This window comes from Streptomyces sp. NPDC059989 (assembly GCF_042736975.1).
In the GTDB taxonomy this organism is placed as follows: Bacteria; Actinomycetota; Actinomycetes; order Streptomycetales; family Streptomycetaceae; genus Streptomyces.
Map to the genome: position 1 here is coordinate 1 of NZ_JBHWUO010000025.1, position 19,457 is coordinate 19,457.

At 74.6% G+C, this 19,457-nt stretch carries 15 protein-coding genes; 5 read left to right on the forward strand and 10 right to left on the reverse strand.

Annotation, left to right across the window (positions count from 1 at the left end):
• Positions 1-159: 159 nt before the first annotated feature.
• Positions 160-708, reverse strand: coding sequence for an ATP-binding protein (locus tag ACFWBN_RS22680; protein WP_385178706.1), 549 nt, complete (start codon positions 706-708; stop codon positions 160-162).
• A 198-nt stretch (positions 709-906) separates the two neighbouring features.
• On the opposite strand from ACFWBN_RS22680, the gene ACFWBN_RS22685 reads away from it, so the two are divergent.
• Entirely contained in the window at positions 907-2,043 is a 1,137-nt protein-coding gene (locus ACFWBN_RS22685; protein WP_385178707.1) for a PLP-dependent cysteine synthase family protein, read from the forward strand.
• Positions 2,044-2,289: 246 nt separating this feature from the next.
• On the opposite strand, the gene ACFWBN_RS22690 is transcribed toward ACFWBN_RS22685, so the two are convergent.
• Positions 2,290-2,778 carry an SRPBCC family protein gene (locus ACFWBN_RS22690; protein ID WP_385178708.1) on the reverse strand — a complete coding sequence of 163 codons (489 nt, stop codon included), beginning with the start codon at positions 2,776-2,778 and terminating at the stop codon, positions 2,290-2,292.
• Positions 2,779-3,015: 237 nt separating this feature from the next.
• Between ACFWBN_RS22690 and ACFWBN_RS22695 the strand changes: the two genes are divergently transcribed.
• Positions 3,016-5,361 (forward strand): hypothetical protein, encoded by a 2,346-nt coding sequence (locus tag ACFWBN_RS22695; RefSeq protein ID WP_385178709.1) that lies wholly within the window; start codon positions 3,016-3,018, stop codon positions 5,359-5,361.
• Here ACFWBN_RS22695 and ACFWBN_RS22700 read toward each other — a convergent pair.
• The 5 genes from ACFWBN_RS22700 to ACFWBN_RS22720 all read right to left on the reverse strand — a co-directional run bounded on the left by ACFWBN_RS22700 (position 5,312) and on the right by ACFWBN_RS22720 (position 11,513).
• Positions 5,312-7,765 carry a right-handed parallel beta-helix repeat-containing protein gene (locus ACFWBN_RS22700; protein ID WP_385178710.1) on the reverse strand — a complete coding sequence of 818 codons (2,454 nt, stop codon included), beginning with the start codon at positions 7,763-7,765 and terminating at the stop codon, positions 5,312-5,314. The two genes, ACFWBN_RS22695 and ACFWBN_RS22700, sit on opposite strands and share 50 nt — an antisense overlap.
• Positions 7,766-7,844: 79 nt before the next feature.
• Positions 7,845-8,456: a hypothetical protein gene (locus ACFWBN_RS22705; protein WP_385178711.1), complete on the reverse strand. Its 612-nt coding sequence runs from the start codon at positions 8,454-8,456 to the stop codon at positions 7,845-7,847.
• A 242-nt stretch (positions 8,457-8,698) separates the two neighbouring features.
• Positions 8,699-9,523: an MOSC domain-containing protein gene (locus ACFWBN_RS22710; protein ID WP_385178712.1), complete on the reverse strand. Its 825-nt coding sequence runs from the start codon at positions 9,521-9,523 to the stop codon at positions 8,699-8,701.
• 55 nt (positions 9,524-9,578) lie between these two features.
• Positions 9,579-10,088 carry a DUF6643 family protein gene (locus ACFWBN_RS22715; RefSeq protein ID WP_385178713.1) on the reverse strand — a complete coding sequence of 170 codons (510 nt, stop codon included), beginning with the start codon at positions 10,086-10,088 and terminating at the stop codon, positions 9,579-9,581.
• Positions 10,089-10,334: 246 nt separating this feature from the next.
• Positions 10,335-11,513, reverse strand: a complete 1,179-nt coding sequence (locus tag ACFWBN_RS22720; RefSeq protein ID WP_385178714.1) for a glycosyltransferase — start codon at positions 11,511-11,513, stop codon at positions 10,335-10,337.
• Between the two features lie 646 nt (positions 11,514-12,159).
• Here ACFWBN_RS22720 and ACFWBN_RS22725 point away from each other — a divergent pair.
• Both ACFWBN_RS22725 and ACFWBN_RS22730 read left to right on the forward strand, forming a co-directional pair.
• Complete coding sequence (locus ACFWBN_RS22725; RefSeq protein ID WP_385178715.1) at positions 12,160-12,951, forward strand: glutamate racemase; 792 nt, start codon at positions 12,160-12,162, stop codon at positions 12,949-12,951.
• A gap of 133 nt (positions 12,952-13,084) precedes the next feature.
• Entirely contained in the window at positions 13,085-14,725 is a 1,641-nt protein-coding gene (locus tag ACFWBN_RS22730; protein ID WP_385178716.1) for an ABC-F family ATP-binding cassette domain-containing protein, read from the forward strand.
• Here the strand turns inward: ACFWBN_RS22730 and ACFWBN_RS22735 are convergent.
• Together ACFWBN_RS22735 and ACFWBN_RS22740 are read right to left on the reverse strand one after the other, a co-directional pair.
• On the reverse strand, positions 14,695-15,621 hold the full coding sequence (locus ACFWBN_RS22735; protein WP_385178717.1) for an ADP-ribosylglycohydrolase family protein: 927 nt from the start codon (positions 15,619-15,621) through the stop codon (positions 14,695-14,697). The genes ACFWBN_RS22730 and ACFWBN_RS22735 overlap by 31 nt on opposite strands.
• Positions 15,618-16,208 carry a TetR/AcrR family transcriptional regulator gene (locus tag ACFWBN_RS22740; protein WP_385178718.1) on the reverse strand — a complete coding sequence of 197 codons (591 nt, stop codon included), beginning with the start codon at positions 16,206-16,208 and terminating at the stop codon, positions 15,618-15,620. Before ACFWBN_RS22740 ends, ACFWBN_RS22735 begins: the two co-directional genes overlap by 4 nt.
• A gap of 104 nt (positions 16,209-16,312) precedes the next feature.
• On the opposite strand from ACFWBN_RS22740, the gene ACFWBN_RS22745 reads away from it, so the two are divergent.
• Positions 16,313-17,392: an FAD-dependent oxidoreductase gene (locus ACFWBN_RS22745; protein WP_385178719.1), complete on the forward strand. Its 1,080-nt coding sequence runs from the start codon at positions 16,313-16,315 to the stop codon at positions 17,390-17,392.
• Between the two features lie 43 nt (positions 17,393-17,435).
• On the opposite strand, the gene ACFWBN_RS22750 is transcribed toward ACFWBN_RS22745, so the two are convergent.
• The gene (locus tag ACFWBN_RS22750; RefSeq protein ID WP_385178720.1) at positions 17,436-19,451 is read right to left on the reverse strand and encodes a CHAT domain-containing protein; all 2,016 of its coding nucleotides are present in this window, start codon (positions 19,449-19,451) and stop codon (positions 17,436-17,438) included.
• Positions 19,452-19,457 lie beyond the last annotated feature (6 nt).

Genomic DNA, 19,457 nt, shown 5'->3' on the forward strand with positions numbered 1-19,457 from the left:
GAGTTGCCTACGCGTCACGACCACAGTCCTACTGGGTTCCACCTCGCGAAGAGGCCAGAAGCCAGGAACTGATCACGACATCACACAGGCCCTAGAGGGCGGGCTGCGGGGTCCCGGCCGGTCGGGCTCCGGGCGGCCCAGGAGTGCGGCCGGCGGGGGTCAGCCGGGCCTGACGCCGACCGACGCGGCCACCGACAGGCCTGTCGCGACGGCGCCGGGGTCCACGGCGACGAGCGCCGACCGGGCGGGTTCTCGTACGGGCTTCGAACCGATCCGTACCGGACCTTGCGGAGCCGCCGGCGCGGGGGCCGCGGTGAGCGAGAACCACACCACCTTGCCCGGTCCGTCGGCCTGGTGGCGCGCGCCCCAGGCCTCGCTGACCGCCTCCACGAGCGCGAGTCCGCGCCCGCTGGTCTCCAGCGAGTCCCCCTGCGGCACCCGCAGCACCGGCAGCCGCGGATCGCTGTCGATGACCGAGACCGTGAGCCGCCCGAGGCGGAGTTCGATCTCGACGGTGCAGGTCTTGTCCGGCTGCGCGTGGCGGTGGACGTTGCTGAGGAGTTCCGTCACGCCGAGCGCAGCCCGGTCTATGAGCGGATCCAGCTGCCAGTGGCGCAATTGCGCGGAAACGATTCTACGGATCTGACCGATCCGGCACGGCAAGGCCTGCAGTTCGACGACGCAGTGCCTGCGGGAATGACTGATCACGGCTGCGACTCCCCGACATGAGTGTTACGGGTGCTGCACCCTCGGTAATGCTCCACCAGGGTCACCCACGGTGCGCCACAGTGCAACCGAACGCGATCGAAAGCGATTCGCATGGAAACCCAAAGCGACTGTTTGCGCAGGTGGGGGAGGTACATTGCGAAAGCAGGGGGCGAATACACGCACGAAGGAGCACGGCGCATGAGCACCACCGGCACCAGCGGTACGACGGCCACGACGATCGACGTCGACCGCAGCGACGCGGACTACCGCGCCTGGCTGAAGGAGGCCGTCCGCAAGGTCCAGGCCGACGCCAACCGCTCCGCGGACACGCATCTGCTGCGCTTCCCGCTCCCCGAGGCCTGGGGCATCGACCTCTACCTCAAGGACGAGTCCACGCACCCGACGGGCTCCCTCAAGCACCGCCTCGCGCGCTCGCTCTTCCTCTACGCCCTCTGCAACGGCTGGATCCGCCCCGGCCGTCCCGTCATCGAGGCCTCCTCCGGTTCCACCGCCGTCTCCGAGGCGTACTTCGCCAAGCTGATCGGCGTCCCGTTCATCGCCGTCATGCCGCGCACGACCAGCCCGGAGAAGTGCCGCCTCATCGAATTCCACGGCGGCGAATGCCACTTCGTGGACGACTCGATGAAGATGTACGAGGAGTCGGCGCAGCTCGCCGCGCGCACCGGCGGCCACTACATGGACCAGTTCACGTACGCGGAGCGGGCCACCGACTGGCGCGGCAACAACAACATCGCGGAATCGATGTACCAGCAGCTGAAGCTGGAACGTTTCCCCGAGCCCGCCTGGATCGTCGCGACCGCCGGTACCGGCGGCACCTCCGCGACCATCGCGCGCTACGTGCACTACATGCAGCACGACACCCGCATCTGCGTCCCGGACCCGGAGAACTCCTGCTTCTTCGACGGCTGGACCAACAACGACCCTAATGCGAGCAGCGATTGCGGCTCGCGCATCGAGGGCATCGGCCGGCCGCGGATGGAACCGAGCTTCGTGCCCGGTGCGATCGACCGGATGATGAAGGTCCCGGACGCGGCGAGCGTCGCCGCCTGCCGCGCGCTGGAGACGGCCATAGGGCGCAAGGCGGGCGGCTCGACCGGCACCGGCCTGTGGAGCGCCCTGAAGATCATCTCGGAGATGGTGGAGGAGGGCCGTACGGGCAGCGTCGTCACCCTGCTCTGCGACCCGGGCGACCGCTACCTCGACAAGTACTACTCCGACGCGTGGCTGCAGGCGCAGGGCCTCGACATCGCCCCGTACACGAAGACCCTCGAAACGCTGCTGTCGACGGGGGTCTGGCGCGAGCCGGCGGCCTGACCGGTCCTGCGCCCCGCGGGGGAAATGCCGCTGGCCGGGCCCGAGTCGGCTGGCTACGCTGTGCCGACTTGACGACGGCGGAGCTTCGGGGAAGCCATGGCGGGCATCGAGTGTCCGGCGGCTGGTACTGCGGGCGGTGCGCGGTGGTGCACTTCGCGGGCGGCGGGAGGCTACGGAGACCTGGCCTCGGCGTACCCGGTCCACCCGGTGACCTGACGGGCTCGTGGACCGGCGGTCCGCCCCCGACTACTGCTCCGCCCCGCGCCGGGCGGTGAGGCGGCCGTCGAGCGTACGGACCGCCGTGCGGAAGGAGTGGCCCAGGCCCGGGCGGAAGGCGGTCAGGGCCAGCCGGAAGGGGGTCGGGCCGTCCGCGGCGAAGGTCCACCGGACGTGCGTGCCCGAACCGGCGGGCGTCAGCCGCCACTCCTCCAACAGGGCCCGCACCCCGGGGGCGTTGGTCTCGTCGACCCGGTAGGCGTAACGCTGCTCAGGATCCGCCGCCATGATGGTCTCCTGGAAGCGCACCCCGCCCATCAGCCGGACCTCCCGGCCCGCACCGCCGTGCGTGGGGCGGGCCAGCGTGACCGCCCTGAACCAGCGCGGCCAGCCCTCGACTTCCTCGGCCAGCGCCTGGTACACCGCCTCCGGCGGCGCCGAGGCCACGGCCGTGAAGGCCAGCCGGACCGGCGCGTCCTCGATGAAGTCCAGCCCCACCGGTCGGAGTCGGCGAGCCATGGCGGTACCCCCTGGGATCGGATTCCGGACGTGCGTGCGCGCCACCATAGCCGGGCGCCCGGAAGATGTCCGTACGTACGAGCCCTGCTGGAGGTCTGCGAGCATCTCCACCGGTGCGGCTTCGACGCGTGACGGAGCGTCAGCCGCATCGGCACCGGGCCGGCGCGGGGACTGGGCAGGCGTCCCGGGGTGCGGGATGCTGGGGCCGTCGCATCCGGGACGTCCGCGGAGGCCGCTGTGACGGACAGCCCGAAAGGGAACACGCCCCTCGCCCTCGAACTCCTGGTCCACGGAGTCGCCGGCGCCGCCCCCGCCGAACTGCTCGGCGATCCGCGGACCGTGCGCGTCACCGGGGACTCCACCGCCGCCGTCTTCCGCCGCACCGAGGACGCCGACGCCGAAGCCCACCCCGAGCGGTACGCCGCGAGTCCCGTCCCCGAGGCGTACTGCTGGTCCCGGCTCACCTCCGGCAACGGAGCCCGCGCCCTGTGGCTGCTGCTCCTGCCCTTCATGGTGGCCAACCTCGCCCACTGGGCCCGGCCGGCCTCGCCCGCCGCCGATCCCGCGCCGCGCGCGGTGCGCACGTACGGCGTCCTCGTACGGATCCTCGCGCTCAGCCTGACCGTGCTGCTGATCGCGGCCGCCTGCGAGGTCGCGCTCGACCTGTTCGCCTGGCAGTGCGCGGGATCCGGCACCTGCACCGCCGACCGCTCCTGGATGGGATTCCTCGCGGACGGCGGCTGGTGGGCCCAGCCGGGGCGCCGGCTCGCCCTCGGAGCCTTGGTCCCGGCCGCGTTGACGGGGCTGCTCTGGTTCCTGTCCAACCGCACCTGGAGCGCCTACGAATCCCAGCCGCCGCCCGCGGGCGCCCCCGACCCGGACACCGCCTCGGACACCGCGCCCGCGCTCGGCCGCCCCGGATTCTGGTACGGGCGCAGGCTCGTGGCCCGGCTGCGCGCCGCCCACACCGCCGCCGGGCTGCTCACGGTGGCCGCGGCGGTGGCCGCCCCCACCCTCCGCTACGACCGCCGGGCCGGAGCCCCCGCACTCGAAGCGCTCGGCTGGGTCGTGCAGGTCCTGCTCGGCGCCGGGGCGCTGACCGTGGCCTGGGTCGTCTGCCGGCGCGGCCGCACCGAGGCCCGGGCCGACCACCGGCTGGACCGCGCCGCCGTCACCCTGCTGCCCGGCGCGGCCCTCGCCCTGCTGGCCGCCGTCCTCGTCCACGCCTGCTGGTCGCGCCCCGGCTGGACCTCCGCCGGGCGGCTCCCCGGCGACTTCGCCTTCGGTGTGCTCATGCTGGGCCAGGGGGTGTGCGTGCTCGCCCTCGCGGCCGTCGCCCGGTACCTGCACCGCCGGGCGCCCGATCCCGCCGCCGCCCTGCGCGGCCTCGGCGGGCCCGCCGTCGCCATGCTCGGCTGCGCGCTCGGCGGGGTGATGTCGGGCGGGGTGGCCCAGCGCGTCGCCGACTGGCTGGACGGGGGAGGCACCCCGGGGATGGCCGGCACACCGCTGCCCGGGCCGCCCGTGCTGCTGTCCTGGCAGGCCGCCGTACTGCCCCCGCTGCTGCTCGTACTGGCCGTGCTCGCCGCCTGGTTCGCCGTGCGCGGAGCCCGGGCCAGGCGCCGGCTGGCCGCCGGGATCGCCGCCGAGTACCCGGGGGAGGCCCCCGACCGGGCGCGCAGCCGCCGGATCGCCGGGGCGCGGGCCGCCGCCGCGCTCACCGACTCCGCGCCGTGGTTCGTGGCGGCCGTCTCCGGGATCACCCTGCTGCTCGGCGCGGGCGCGCTCGCCGGAGCCTGGCTCAGCGGGCAGGTTCCGGGCGAGGCGGCCCGCGGGAGCCGCCCGCCGCTGGAGGCCGCCGCCCGCGCCGCCCAGGACACCGGGTCCTGGCTCATCGGCTTCGGCTTCGTCCTCTTCGTCACCTGGGGCCGCCGCGCCTACCGGGATCCCGCCGCCCGCCGCACCATCGGCATCCTGTGGGACGTCGGCACCTTCTGGCCGCGCGCCGCCCACCCCTTCGCGCCGCCCTGCTACGCCGAGCGCGCCGTCCCCGACCTGACCTGGCGGATGACCGGCTGGACCGCCCGTACCGGCGGCCGCCTGGTGATCTCCGGCCACTCCCAGGGCAGCGTGCTCGCCGCCGCGGCCGTCTGGCAGCTGCCGCCGCCCGCCCGCCGCCGGGTCGCCCTGCTCACCTACGGCTCGCCGCTCGGGCGCCTCTACGGGCGCTGGTTCCCCGCTTACTTCGGCCCCGGCCCGCTCACCGCCCTGCACGGGGAGGTCGACTGCTGGCGCAACCTGTGGCGGGCCACCGACCCCATCGGCGGCCCGGTCCTGCCCGGCACCGCCGAGGGCGTGGACCGCGGTCCGCTCGCCGACCCGATCGCCTACGGGCGCAGCGCCCGCCACCCGCTGCCCGCGCCGATCCTCGGCCACTCCGACTACCAGGCCGATCCGGCCTTCGCCGCCGAACGCGACGCCCTGCTCACCCGGTTGGGCGCCGCCGATCCGTCGCGCGTGCCGCCGCAGCGGCTCAGCAAGGAGCCGGCAGCGCCGGCAGATCCGCCGGGAACAGCAGGGTGAGCTCGTCCGTACTCGGCTCCGACAACTGCGCCACCCGCCCCGCGTGCCGCTCGACCATCGACTCGAAGGTCTGGCGCGCGGTGCGGCCGTTGCCGAAGGCGGGCCCCTTGGGCAGCTCCGTGAAGTACGCCAGCAGGGCCTCGGACGTCCCCTCGCCGAGCCGGTACTCGTGCTCCTCCGCCTGCTGTTCCACGATCCGCAGCAGCTCTTCGGGACCGTAGTCGCGGAAGGTGATGGTCCGGGAGAACCGGGAGGCCACGCCCGGGTTGACGGTCAGGAAGCGGTCCATCTCCGCGGTGTACCCGGCGACGATCACCACCACCGCGTCCCGGTGGTCCTCCATCAGCTTCACCAGGGTGTCGATGGCCTCGCGCCCGAAGTCCCGGCCCGAGTCCTCCGGAGCCAGCGCGTACGCCTCGTCGATGAACAGCACCCCGCCGCGCGCCCGCTCGAAGGCCTCCTGCGTGCGGATCGCCGTGGACCCGATGTGCTCGCCGACCAGGTCCACACGGGACACCTCGACCAGGTGCCCGCGCTCCAGCACGCCGAGGGAGGCGAGGATCTCCCCGTACAGCCGGGCGACCGTGGTCTTGCCGGTGCCGGGGGAGCCGGTGAAGACCAGGTGCCGGCGCACCGAGGCCGCCTTGAGGCCCGCCTGCTGCCGCCGCCGGCCCACCTCGATCATGTCGGTGAGCGCGCGCACCTCGCGCTTGACGCTGTCCAGGCCGACCAGCGCGTCGAGCTGGCCCAGCACCTCGCCCGACCCGCGTGCGTCGGCGGCCGCGCCGGCTGCCTCGGGCAGGTCCGCGGGCCGGGCCGCCGGCACCGGGGAGGCCTGTTGCGCCGCGGGGCCCTGGGCGGCGGTGACCGTACGGATCCCCGCCCGAGCCCCGGCGAACTCGCCGCCCGGGGTCGCCTGGGCCGCGGCCCGCGAGCCGGATGCGTCGCCGGTGCAGTCCTCGGCGACCGGCCCGTCCTCGGCGAACTCGTACCCCCCGCGCGCACAGCGCTCGGTGTGACAGCGGGACAGGGCGGTGCGGCAGCCGTCGATGACGTGGAAGCCGAAGCCGGAACTGCCCGTGACCCGGCAGGCCGTGAAGGTGCCGCGGCCGCCCGCCGACACGTAGAAGCCGGCCTCGGCGGGGGAGGTGACCGTGCACCGCTCCAGGGTCGGGTCGGCGCCCTTGGTGACGATCACACCGGTCTGCACGGCGTCGATGGTGCAGTTGGCGAGGGTGCCGCCGCTGCCGTGGTCGCGGAACCAGGCCCCGGTCGCCGCCTCCCGGATCCGGCAGTCGTCGAGCTGCGCGGTGGCCCCGTCGCTCACCGAGACCGCCGTGTTCCGGACCTGGGAGAGGTCGCTGTCGACCACGTCGACGCGCGAACCGCGGTCCAGGACGAACAGTGCGTCCGGCACGTCGTGCACCCGGCAGTTCGCCAGCGAGGCCGCGGCCCCGTCGCTGATCCACACCGCCGGATAGTCGCCCGTGCTGTCGTGGATCTCGCAGGACTCGGCGTCGACCCTCGTCCCCGGGTCCCACACCGACAGGCCGTTGCGGCCGAAGCGGCGCACCGTGGTGCGGCTGAGCGTGAGCACCGAACGGGACCGCAGGTCGACCGCGTTCTCCGGGATGTCGTGGATGTCGCAGCCGACCAGGGTGAGCACCGCGTCGGTGTCCAGGGTGACCCCGTCGGCCGTGGTGCGGTGCACCGCGCAGTCCGTGAGCCGGGCCGTGGCGCGCGCGGCGACCTGCACCCCGGTGCCCTTGATCTCGTACACCTCGCAGCCCAGCGCCTCCAGGCCCGAGCCCTCGCCGGTGACCCCGATGCCCGCGCCCGCGGAGTGGTGGATCCGGCAGCGCTCCAGCCGGGGACGGCCGCCGCCGCGCACCGAGATCCCGGTCTGCCCGGCGGCCACGACCTCGCACTCCTCGAACACCCCGCCGCCGCCGTCCAGCACGGCGATCCCGACACCCGTCGGGTTCTCCACCGTGCAGCGGCGCACCAGCGGCCGGGCCCCGCTGCCGCGCACCTCGATGCCGGCCGCCGACCGGGTGCTCACCCGCAGATCGGTGAGCTCGGGGGAGCCGTCCTCGACGAGCAGCGCGGGAGCCGCCCGGTCCTGGCCCTCCAGGTGCAGGTCCTGGACCACGGCGGAGGCACGCACCGTCAGCGCCACCCCGTCGAGCGGGGCGATCCGCACCGACCCCAGCCCGCCCTCGGGCCCGCGCAGGGTGACGGCGTGGTGCAGCACCAGGTTCTCCCGGTAGGTGCCGGGAGAGATGGACAGCACGTCCCCGTCGCCCGCGACGGCCAGTGCGGCGGTCAGCGTCGGATACTCACCGGAGCGGCGGCGCCACCGCGAGGCCCCGCCGTGCGTCACCTGGACCGTGCCCTGAGCCATGGTGCTGTCGTGCCCCCACCCTCGTACTCGCGCTGCCGATGCCCCACCGTAGCGCGCGGGACGCCGACGAGCTGCCAGGTCAACTGCCCGCGCCTGCCCGGCCCCAGTCCGGCCCGGCCGCCGCCCACGCGCGGTCCAGCCGTATGTACCGCCGATGCATGAGCCTCCGTACGACCAGCCGGCGGACCGTTTCCACCAGTGCGGCCGCGCCGATGGCCGAGGCCAGGCCCGCCACCCCCGCGTGGAACGCGGCGGCGGACGGGTCGAGCGGCTGCCCCACCAGCCGGCCGTGCGCGTCGGTCCATATCCGGAACCGGTCGCCGGGGCGCGGCGGTTCCTCCGCGGCCGGCACCGTGCCCTGGTGGCTGCTGCCGTCGGGCGCGGTCCACTCGGCCACGATCCGGGTCCGGTACGGGGCGCTCTGCTGCGCCGAGGGATCGGCGGACGCCCTCGCGGCCGACTCGGTGGCCTCGCGGACCACCACCGCCGGCACGAGATGCCGCTCCTGCCGCTGCTCCACCGCGGCCCGCTGGAGCTGCCCGTCCACCCGCAGGCCCGCCACCCAGCCGATGGCCGGAGCGACCAGCAGGAGACATACCAGCGCGGCGAACGCCACCCACGCCTCGAAAAGATCGGTCGGCCGGCGCAGCGGATTGCGCCGCCAACGCCACACACCCATTGCTGTCCGCACGGTCCGGCACCCCCTCTGCCTCCGTCTGCCTGCGCGCCCAAGCCTTCCGCATGCCCCGAGGACGCGCATTCCGGGACGCACGAGACATGTGTCACCCGAGCCGGCTCCGGTTTCCCGGCAGGGCGGTCACGTGTCCTGACTGATCCAACGGCCTGGTCGGGGCGGTTGGTTCCAGCCTGGGCGCGGAGCCCCTCGAAGGTGTCATTCCGGTCGGCCGATCGCGGTCACACCGCGCATCGCGCTCATTCCAGGACGCGGACCTCGTCGCCGACGCGCACCGTGCCCAGCCGCACCGGCACCAGCAGCCGCCCGAAGGCCAGCGACTTGCCGATCCGCCGGTGCCTGGCCAGGCTCAGCAGCGGCTCCTTGCCCCGCTCCGCCGTCCGCTGGTCGGTGGTGGTGACGATGCACCGCCCGCATTCCCGGACCCCGCGGAAGACGGCGTCGCCGATCGCGACGCGCCGCCAGCCGTCCTCCGCCCAGGGCTCGGCGCCGGAGACCACCACATTGGGGCGGAAGCGGTTCATCGGCAGCGGACCCTCGTGCGGATGGTCCCCCTGCGCGATCAGCGAGTTGAGCGCGTCCAGCGAGGCGAGGGTGGTGATCAGCAGCGGATACCCGTCGGCCAGGCTCACCGTCTCACCCGGCAGCGCGTAAGCCGGATCCACGGGCCGGCGTACGGCCGGATCGTCCAGGTGCACCAGCCGGGCCGGCACGCCCAGGTACGCGCCGAACCAGTCGGCCGCGGCGCGCGCCGCGGCCACGGTCTCGACCTTCTTCCCGAACAGGACGATCGGCTCCAGCGGACCCGGCTCGGGCACCTCCACGACCAGCTCCGCCATACCCGGAGCCGACAGCGCGATCCGGCCGTCGCTCAGCGGACGGGCCGCCGCCAAGGCCAGCCGCGGCTGCTGGCGTTGGGTGATGACCGTGCCGCCGGAGTCCACCAGTGCCCACCGCCGGTCCCCGGACAAACCCCAGGGCTCCACGGCCGCCTCTTCCGGCGCGGTCCCCGACAGCGATTTGACGGGATGGACGTGGAGCTCCTGGACATACAAATTCGACATGGGGGCATCCTGTCAGCCGCCCCCTCCTCCGCCCCAGCGGATATCCGCGTTCGGATCAGTAGCCGCGTCCTTGGTAGGGGCGGCCGTACGGGTCCTCGTACGAGGCGGCCGGTACCGGCGCGGGAGCCGACATCGGGCGCGGCGCGGCCGGCCGCATGGCCTCGTACCCGGTGGCCGCGGCGACCGGGCGGGGCTGCTGCGGCTGGGGCTGCGGTACGTATCCCACGCGGGCCGCCATCGGCTGCTGCTGCGGGATGTAGGGGGCGGGTGCGTGCTGCAGCGGCATCGGCTGCGGAGCGGCCTGCTGCTGGTACGGGTATCCGTACGCCGGGGCGTTCTGCTGCTGCGGAACCGCCGCGGGCAGCGCGGGGAGCGCCGAGGCGAGGGCCGGCAGGTACCCACCGCTCGAATAACCGGCGCTCGGGGAGTCGTAGGCGGCCGGGACGCGGATCGGGGCGATCTGCGGGGTGCCGCGTTCGGCGACGAGGGAGTCGTAGATGGGGGTGTCCGGGAAGGAGGGCGCGGAGTAGTAACCGCCGCCATAAGTGGAGCGGGGGGAGGTCATGGGACCTAAGTTAAGCCCACGACTTCACCGGGTCCATAGCGAGGTGCCCCGAACCCCCTCCTGACCTGCATCTTCGCAGGTCAGGGCCACAGCTTTCACTTGGCGTTCACGTGCACGATTCGCCACTTCCACCCCACCTTGTTCCTACTCGTACTCACCGGTTGTGTCGTGCACCGATTTAGTGCTGACGCAGCGTCACACGTCGGTGACCTCGGATGACGCTGCTTCGAGCGGCAGTTCGCCGTTTCAGGCGTCGCTGGGACGGGCATAGGTACGGCCCTTCCACGCCGCGCCGCGGCCCCGGTAGTGCTGGACGGCCGAGTCGACGGTCATCAGGAGGTACAGCAGGGCCGTGAGCGGAAGCAGCACGGCGAGCGCTGCGGGCTGTCGGTAGTAGCGCAGCATCGGGAGGTAGGTGGCGGCCATCAGCAGCCAGGCCAGGCCGCCGGCCCACGCGAGGGCGGGGCGCCCGGTCGCGAGCCCCGCCAGGAGGGCGGCCGGGGGCACGAGGTAGACGAGCACCAGGCCCGCGACCGTCCCGGCGAGCAGGAGGGGCTGGTGGCGCAGTTGGGCGTAGGCGCTGCGCGAGATCATCCGCCACAGGTCGCCGAGCGAGGGGTACGGGCGCACGCTGTCCACCCGCTCCGCCAGCCCGAGCCAGATCCGGCCGCCTGAGCGCTGGACCGCGCGGGCCAGGGAGACGTCGTCGATGACGGCCTGGCGGATGGAGTCGGGGACCCCCGCCCGCACGGCGGTCTCGGTGCGCAGCAGGACGCAGCCGCCGGCGGCGGCCGCGGTGCGGGAGGCGGGGCGGTTGACCCGGCGGAACGGGTAGAGCTGGGCGAAGAAGTACACGAAGGCGGGAACGACGAGCCGCTCCGAGAGGCTGACCACGCGCAGGCGGGCCATCTGGGAGACGAGGTCGAGGTCGGCGGAGGTGGCGGCGGCGACCAGTTCGCGCAGGCTGTCGGGTTCGTGCGCGATGTCGGCGTCGGTGAGCAGGAGGTAGTCGGGCTCGGTGGCGTGCGCGGTGCGGGCGAGCGCGATGCCGTGGCGCAGGGCCCAGAGCTTGCCGGTCCAGCCGGGGGCGGGGTCGCCGGGGGAGGAGACGGTGAGCGGGAGCCCGGGCTGCTCGTGGGCGAGGCGCAGGGCGAGGGCGCCGGTGCCGTCCGTACTGCCGTCGTCGACCAGGATGACCTCGGCTTCGCCGGGATAGTCCTGGGCGAGGAGGGAGGGCAGGCTGCGGGGCAGCACCTCGGCCTCGTCGCGGGCCGGGACGACGATCGCGACGGACGGCCAGCGGGTGGGGGCGGTGCGCGGGGGGAGGCGGACGTCGGTGCGCCAGAACATGCCCTGGGCGAGCGTGAGCCAGAGCCAGGCGGCGAGGGAGGCGTAGGCCGCGGCGGCGGCGGTGAGGAGGCCCATGGCGGCAGTGTGCCGGGCCCTGCGGGGCATGTCGCGCATCCCGGCCGGCCGGGCCTCGTCGCCCGGCGGACGCCCTGCCCGGTGCGCGCGGCTGTGCGGACCCGGGAGTGCGGGGCCGGGCCCGGACCTCCGCGCCTCAAACGCCGGCGGGGCTGGGAGGGCGTGCCCGTTCCCGGGGGTCGGATCGCCGATCGGGGACACCCGGTGCGCCGGTCCTTGGTGTGAGGGCCGGTCCGCGGCGCCCCTCCGGGGTGTCTCCTCGTCCTCGCGCACCAAGGCTCGTCACGGCGTGCAGCCGTGGTTGCGCGCTCGTCCTGCGGGGACCCCCCTACGCGGCCCCGCTCCCCTCCCGGGAACGCCGCCGGGGGCTGTGCACACACGTCGAAGCCGGCCGTGGGGCGGGGACGCGCAGGAGGGTCCCCGCAGGACGAGCGCGCAACCACGATCGGCGATTCGCAGCCGGGCCTTCGTGCGCGAGGACGAGGAGACACTCCGGAGCGGCACCGACCCACACCCCCGGCCCCGGGAAACGCGACCCCGCCGGGCGGTCTCCCTCGTGGCGGGGTCCCCGTGGCGGGTGGGGGATTCCGGTGGGGGACGGGTGGAGCCTGTGGGGGCGGGCGGGGGTGTCGACTAAGGTGGCCGGGTGAAGATCGCGCTCATGGACTCCGGAATCGGCCTGCTTGCGGCGGCCGCCGCGATGCGGCGGCTGCGGCCCGACGCCGATCTCGTCATCTCCTCCGACCCCGACGGCATGCCCTGGGGGCCGCGGACTCCCGCCGACCTCACCGAGCGGGCGCTCGGGGTCGCCCGGGCCGCCGCCGCGCACCGGCCCGACGCGCTGATCGTGGCCTGCAACACCGCCACCGTGCACGCCCTGCCGGCCCTCCGTGCCGAGCTGGAGCCCGAGATCCCGGTCATCGGGACCGTGCCGGCGATCAAGCCCGCCGCGGCCGCCGGTGGCCGCGTGGCGATCTGGGCCACGCCCGCCACCACCGGCAGCCCCTACCAGCGCGGCCTGATCGACGAGTTCGCCGCCGGGGCCCGCGTCACCGAGGTGCCCTGCCCCGGCCTGGCGGACGCGGTGGAGGCGGCCGATGACGCCGCCGTGGCCGCCGCCGTCGCCGTGGCCGCCGCCCTGACCCCGGCCGACGTCACCGACGTGGTGCTCGGCTGCACGCACTACGAGCTGGTCGAGGGCTCCATCCGGGCCGCCCTTGCCGCGCGGAGCCAGGGAGCCGAGCCCGTCTACCACGGCTCCGCCGACGCCGTCGCCATCCAGGCGCTGCGCCGTCTCGGCGCCCTGCCCGAGCCCGCGCTGCCCCCCACCGGCCGCCTGACCATCCTGCGCAGCGGCCGCCCGGGAGCCCTCCCCGCCGCCGCCTTCGCGTACGCCGAAGGCCGGCTGCTCGCGGGCCAGGGCGCGCCCGTCGGCTGATCTCCGGCGCGACCGGCCGACCAGCACGGATCCCGCCAACGAGACGGAACGTCTTGCATCCTGCCGAGGTGGTTGTTTATTGTGGGCGCATTACGAGACGATACGGTTCGTCTCGATCCCGAAGGAATCGCCCTTGCGCGCTCCACTCGCCTCCACCCAGATCGTCCTGTCCGACATCGCCAAGAGCTACGACACCCACGTCGTCCTGGACCGCGTCAGCTGCACGGTCCGGCCCGGCGAGCGGGTCGGTGTCGTCGGCGACAACGGCTCCGGCAAGTCCACCCTGCTCCGGCTCCTCGCCGGGCGCGAGCGGCCCGACCGCGGCGAGGTCGCCGTCACCGCGCCCGGCGGAACCGGATATCTCGCGCAGACCCTCGACCTCCCGCCCACCGCCCGGGTCGGCGACGCGATCGACCTGGCCCTCGCCGACCTGCGCACCCTGGAGCGCCGGATCCGCCGCGCCGAAGCCATGCTGCACCGGGCCGGTCCCGAGGAGCTCGCCGCGTACGGGGACCTCCTCAACGCGTACGAGGCGCGCGGCGGCCGCGATGCCGACCGGCGGGTCGCGGCCATCCTGCGCAGGCTCGGCGAACGCACCGCCCTCGACCCGGACCGCGGGCTCGCGACCCTGTCCGGTGGACAGCGCTCCCGGCTCGCGCTCGCGGCCGCCCTCGCCTCCGAGCCGGAACTGCTGCTGCTCGACGAACCCACCAACGACCTCGACGACGAAGCCGTCGCCTGGCTCGAGGAACGCCTGCGCGCCCACCGCGGCACCGTCGTCGCCGTCACCCACGACCGGCTCTTCCTCGACCGCGTCACGACCACGGTCCTGGAAGTGGACGCATCGCGCCGTACGGTACGCCGCTACGGCAACGGCTACGCCGGCTTCCGGACCGCCCGCGCCGCCGAACGGGCCCGCTGGGAGCGGGAGTACGAGGAGTGGCGCGAGGAGGTCCGCAGTGCCGAGCGGCTCGCCGACACCAACATCGGGCGGTTCGACGGGATCCCGCGGAAGCTGCCCCGCGGGTTCAGTGGAGCCGGCGCCTTCCGGGCCCGCTCCCGCACCCACGGCGCGGCGAGCCGGATCCGCACCGCCCGCGAACGGCTCCGGCGGCTGACCGAGAACCCGGTTCCGCCGCCCCCGCGGCCGCTCGTCTTCACCGGCCGTTTCACGACGGGCGACGCCACCGCCGCTGGTGAGGCCGCGGAGGTACGGGTGGCCGACGCGGCCCTGCCGGGACGGCTCGCGCCCGTGTCGCTGCGGCTCGCGCCAGGGGAGCGGATCCTGGTGACCGGGCCCAACGGGGTCGGGAAGTCAACCCTGTTGCGGCTGCTGGCCGGTGAACTGAAGCCCGAGCGAGGCCTCGTACGCACACCCCCGCGTGTGGGCCTGCTCCGGCAGGACGACCCGTGGTATCGCGAACCGCGTTCGGTGGTGGAGGTGTTCGGGCAGGAGCGCGCCGAACGGGCCGCCCAACATGGCCTGCTGGCTCCGGAGGAGCTGACCCGGCCGGTCCGCGCCCTCTCGGCCGGCGGGCGTCGCAAGCTGGAGCTGGCCGGGCTGGTCGGGCGGCCGCTCGACCTGCTGTTGCTGGACGAGCCGACGAACCATCTGGCCCCGGCCGTGGTGGAGGAGCTGGAGGCGGCCCTGGCGCACTTCGCCGGCACCCTGGTGCTGGTCACCCACGACCGGCGGCTGCGCGCGGCCTTCCGCGGCCGCCGCCTCGAACTCGCCCCGGAGGATCAGCGGGTGCCGGCCGCCACGAGCCGCTGAGCCAGGTCCCGCAGGTCCTCCGCGTCCAGGACACGGTCCCCGAACCCCGGCAACGGGACGTGCAGCCCCGCCGTCCAGTGGCCGGGGATCGCCAGGGCCCCGTACCGAGCCCCCGCCAGGGCGCCGGTCACCGCGCCGACGGTGTCGGTGTCCCCGCCCAGGTCCACGGCGGCCCGAACCGCCTCCGCGAACCCGCCGGTCGTCCGCAGCGCCCAGACCGCCGAGCCCAGGCAGGGCCACACCGCCCCGTTGAACTCGGTGGCCAGATCGGGATGCCAGTCCGGGGCCAGTACGCGGCCGTACCGCTCACGGTGATCCGGGTGGACCGCGGCGAGCGTCGCGGGGAGGGCGGTCAGCGGATCGCCCCCGTCGAGGGCCACCCTCACCAGCTCGTGCAGGACGGCCGTGCCCTCCCAGGCCGCCCGGTCCCCGTGCGTCAGCGCCGCGATCCGCCGGGCCGCGTCCATGGTTCCCTCCCGGCCCGCGGACGCGAAGTAGACGGCCGAGGTGGCCGCCCGCATCAGCGAACCATTGCCCGCCGCCCGGACGTTGACCTGGAAGTGCAGGGCGGCGGCCAGGTCCCACGGCTCGCCGTTCGTCAGTACGTCCTCGGTCTGGAGTCCGATGTCCTTGGGCTGCCCGCCCGCCCACCGCTGGAACCGGCCGAAGACGTCCGGGAGTTCGAGACCGCCCCGCTCCAACAGGGACTCTCCGACCAGGACGGCCATCTGCGTGTCGTCCGTCGCCTCGCCCGGATCCCAGCCGCCGCCTCCCCGCATCTCCTCGCCGCGCGCGGTCAACCGGCCCGCCGGGCCGAACTCGTAGGGCGCGCCCAGTGCGTCACCCGCCGCCGAGCCGAGAACGGTTCCCACGGCCCGGTCGAGACGGGTGGTCACGGCGCCTCCCGGGGGTGTACGGAGGCCAGCAGGTCGCGGGTGAAGCGGTCGAGGTCATTGAGGCCGGCGGCGGCCAGGGTGGCCGGGGCGCCGGCCAGGAGGTGGGGGATCGCGCCGTGCAGGGCGAGGGTGAGGGCGCGGGCCTGCGCCGGGCCCGCCGGCAGGCCTGCCGCGCGCAGCAGGTGCCCGTGCGCCGCGAAGTCCGATGCCGCGATGGGGTCCAGGAGCGAAGCCAGCCACGGCCGCCGCGTCGCCTCGGTCTGGAGTTCCAGATAGGCGAGGACGCGCGGCCGTCCCGGCCCGGCCACGTTCCGCAGCAGCCCCGCGAGCAGCGCCGCCGCGCCCCGTGCGTCGGCGGGCCCGGGGCCGGCCCCCGCCAGGTCCTCGGCCAGCGCCCGGTACTGCTCCAGGCAGCGCTCGGCCACCGCCCGCAGCAGCGCGTCGCGGGTGGGGAAGTAGTTCTTGGCCGTGCCCGTCGGCACATCGGCCGCCGCGTCGACGGCGCGGTGCGTCAGCCCGCGCCCGCCCGCCTCCGCCAGCACGGCGATGGCCGCGTCCCGCAGCCGGTCCCTCCGGTCCTGATTCACGTTGCCAGCTTAACCACACCCGTGGTACCACAGGTGTAGTACCACGGGTGTGGTGGTGGTCACGGGTCGCTCTCGGGCTGGGGGCGAGAACAAGGGGGTTCGCCATGCGGAGCCGGACGGATGCGCGAGAGCGCACGGACGTGGTGGGCGCAGGAGACGCCGTCGTGGTCGGTGCGGGAGTCGGGGGGCTCGCGACCGCCATCGGGCTGCGCCGCGCCGGCTGGACGGTGCGGGTCCTGGAGCGCCGCACCGCACTCGAACGCTACGGAACCGCCTTCGGGATCCACCCCACCGCCCAGGCCGCGCTCGACCGGCTGGGCCTCGGCGACGCGCTGCGCGCGCGGGCGGTCCCGTACCGCGACGCCCGGATCCGGCGACCCGACGGCAAGGTGCTGGCCGCCCTCCCGCTCGAACGGATCGAGCGCAAGGCGGGCCGGCCCGAACTGCTCATATCCCGGCCCTACTTGATCGACGCGCTGCTCGCCGAACTGGACCGGCTCGGCGGCGTGGAGATCGGCTACGGGCAACGCCTCACCGATCCGGCCGGGATCGGGGCCGACCTCCTCGTCGGCGCCGACGGCATCAACAGCACGGTCCGCACCGCGTACTTCGGCCACCACAGCGGCCCGCGCCCCATCGGCACGGTCGCCTGGATCGGCATCGCCGGTTTCGAGACCGGGGTGTACGGCGAGACCTGGGGCGAGGGCCGTTTCTTCGGGATGACCCCCGTCGAGCCCGGGCGCACCAACTGGTACGCCGCCGTCCCCGAGGCCACCACGGCCCAGGACGTGCGCGACACCTTCGCGGGGTGGCACGACCCCGTCCCCCGGGTCCTGGCCGAGACCGACCCCGCGACCTGGATCCGGTACGAGATGCGCCATCTCCACCCCGCGCTGCCCGCCTTCGTCGCCGACGACCGGGTCGCCCTCGTCGGCGACGCCGCCCACGCCATGACCCCCAACCTCGGCCAGGGAGCCTGCACCGCCCTGCTCGACGCCGAGGCGCTGACCCGCGCCGTCGCGGCCCGCGGACCGGCCGGGCTGCCCGCCGCCCTGCGCGCGTACGACGCCGAGCGCCGCCGCAGCGCCCAGCGCGTCGCCTTCGGCTCCCGGAACCTGCACCGCTTCGTGACCCTCCGCCGCCCCGCCCTGCGCGACGCCCTGGTGGGCCTGCTGCCCGGCTGAGCAGCAGGGATGGGGGGCGCGGGCAGGGGGACGGCGGGACGGGTCAGTTCGGTTCGGAGGTCAGCCGCCAGTCGCCCGTCTGGACGAAACCCGACCAGAAATACGGGTGATCGAGGCCGGGCGTGGCGCGGATGGCCCGCTGGGCGGTGCGCAGGGCGCTGCCCACCGGGGCTCCGCCCGCGAGCTCCCGGTACATGCGGGCCATGAGCGCGGTGGTGGCCTCGTCGTCGACCCGCCATTGGGACGCGATGACGGTGTGCGCGCCGGCGGTCAGGAACGCGCGGACCATGCCGTCGAGCTCGCCGCCGGGGGCCAGGTCGGCGAGGCCGGTCCGGCAGCCGCTGAGGACCGCGAGCCGGGCGTCGGTCCTGGTGTGGATGAGCTCCTCCAGGGTGAGGTGCACGGGCCGGCGCGGGTCCTCGGGGTCGGCGAGGACGAGGGCGGAGGACCTCGGCTCGTGGGCGTCGAAGGTGGCGTGACAGGCCAGATGCAGGACGTCGTACCCGGTCAGCGCCGCACGCAGGCGGTCGGGCGTCGCCTCGGAGCCGAGCGCGCTGACCGTCCCGGGGAAGATTTCGGCGATGCGCGCGGCCTCCTCGGCGGCGTCCGGCAGGCCGAGCTCGTCGTCGTGGGGGTGGGGGTCGGCCAGTACGGTGACCGTCCGGACGGTGGCCGGCTCGCGCTCCAGGATCCGGTTGAGGATGGACGCGCTGGGCACCTGCACCACCTCCACCCGCTCCAGCAGCGGGCGGTCGCCACCGAGCATCGCGAACGGCAGGTAGGTCAGGATGCCGTGCGGGATGACGACCAGCCGGTCCAGGGTGTCGATGACCTCGCTGTGCGCCGCGATCAGCCACCGGTACAACTGGTCGGCCTGCGCGGCCAGTTCCCCCTCCCCGGCGTCGGGTTCCTCGATCAGCCGGCGAAGCCGGGCGACGCGGCGGTTCAGTACGTCGGCGGCGACGTCGGTCACTTGGATCCAGGTGTCGTCCTCGCCGATCAGGAACCCGTACACGGAGCCCTCGCCGACGAAGAACTGGAGCGTGGCCGTGCGCGGACCGGCGTGCAGGAGCTCGGAATCTCCGAGCAGGACCCCTTCTTCCTCCTCGTCGGGGAGGGGAGGGGGCAGGTCGCCGAACATCCGGGCCCGGAACTGCCTGGCCCGCGAGTGTTCGGCGAGCAGCCAGGCCGTCCGGAAGTCCCCGCAGGCGATCGCCAGGTCGACCCCGTGGACGAACAGCTCCTCCCTGGCCATCCGGACCGCCACGCGCAGCTCGTCGTCGCGGATCCTGGAACTCTGGGATTCGTGCAGGTAGACGGCTCGCCAGAGCTCCCTCATCGCCTCCTCGGGCCGGTCCTCGTCCCGTGCCGCCTCCGCCAGCTCCAGATGCGCGTACATCGCGGATTCGGTGTCGCCGGCTTCCTCGGCCGCGGACAGCGCGGCACCCAGCATCTCCCGCGCGGTGTCGGGATCGTGGAGTGTGCGGGCCAGTCGGCCGCGGTGCAGCCGGACCAGGTGCAGGTGGTCGCGGCCGAGCAGTTCGTGTGCGGCGGCCGCCTCGGCAGAACCGATGTACTCGGCATCGTTGGACGCGGCGATCAGGCCCAGTGCGCTGTCCAGGAGCCGGACGGCGGCCAGCGGCCGGCCGCGCAGCTCGCTCACCCGGGCCGCCACGACCAGGTGCCGCATGGTGTTGGCGTAGACGACCGGGTGGACGGGGGTGGTGGGGGCGATCCGCCGCAGGTAGAGGGTGGTCAGCGTGCACTGTTCCTCGGCGCGTTCCAGCTCGCCCATCCGGGAGTAGGCGTCGGCCAGGACGATCCGCAGGTCGGCTTCGCAGTTCGCGTCGGTCTCCCGATCGACGGCCAGGCCCGCCTGCACGGCCCCGACCGCCTCGTCCAGTTGGTTGGCCTGCACCAGGGCGCGGGCCAGCAGGCTGAGCGCCTCGGCCAGTGACCCGGCCGCCTCGTCCTCGCGCGCTTCGTCCACCCACGCCCCGGCGATCTCCAGGGCCCGCTCGACGTTTCCCGCGCGCAGGGCTTCCTCGAAGGCGTTCATCGTCCC

Excerpts from the sequence above, each read along its gene's own strand:
- ACFWBN_RS22720 (WP_385178714.1), bottom strand. The coding sequence starts at position 11,513 with ATGGGCCTCCTCACCGCCGCCGCCGCGGCCTACGCCTCCCTCGCCGCC.
- ACFWBN_RS22700 (WP_385178710.1), bottom strand. The coding sequence starts at position 7,765 with ATGGCTCAGGGCACGGTCCAGGTGACGCACGGCGGGGCCTCGCGGTGG.
- ACFWBN_RS22750 (WP_385178720.1), bottom strand. The coding sequence starts at position 19,451 with ATGAACGCCTTCGAGGAAGCCCTGCGCGCGGGAAACGTCGAGCGGGCC.
- ACFWBN_RS22745 (WP_385178719.1), top strand. The coding sequence starts at position 16,313 with ATGCGGAGCCGGACGGATGCGCGAGAGCGCACGGACGTGGTGGGCGCA.
- ACFWBN_RS22685 (WP_385178707.1), top strand. The coding sequence starts at position 907 with ATGAGCACCACCGGCACCAGCGGTACGACGGCCACGACGATCGACGTC.
- ACFWBN_RS22690 (WP_385178708.1), bottom strand. The coding sequence starts at position 2,778 with ATGGCTCGCCGACTCCGACCGGTGGGGCTGGACTTCATCGAGGACGCG.
- ACFWBN_RS22715 (WP_385178713.1), bottom strand. The coding sequence starts at position 10,088 with ATGACCTCCCCCCGCTCCACTTATGGCGGCGGTTACTACTCCGCGCCC.
- ACFWBN_RS22710 (WP_385178712.1), bottom strand. The coding sequence starts at position 9,523 with ATGTCGAATTTGTATGTCCAGGAGCTCCACGTCCATCCCGTCAAATCG.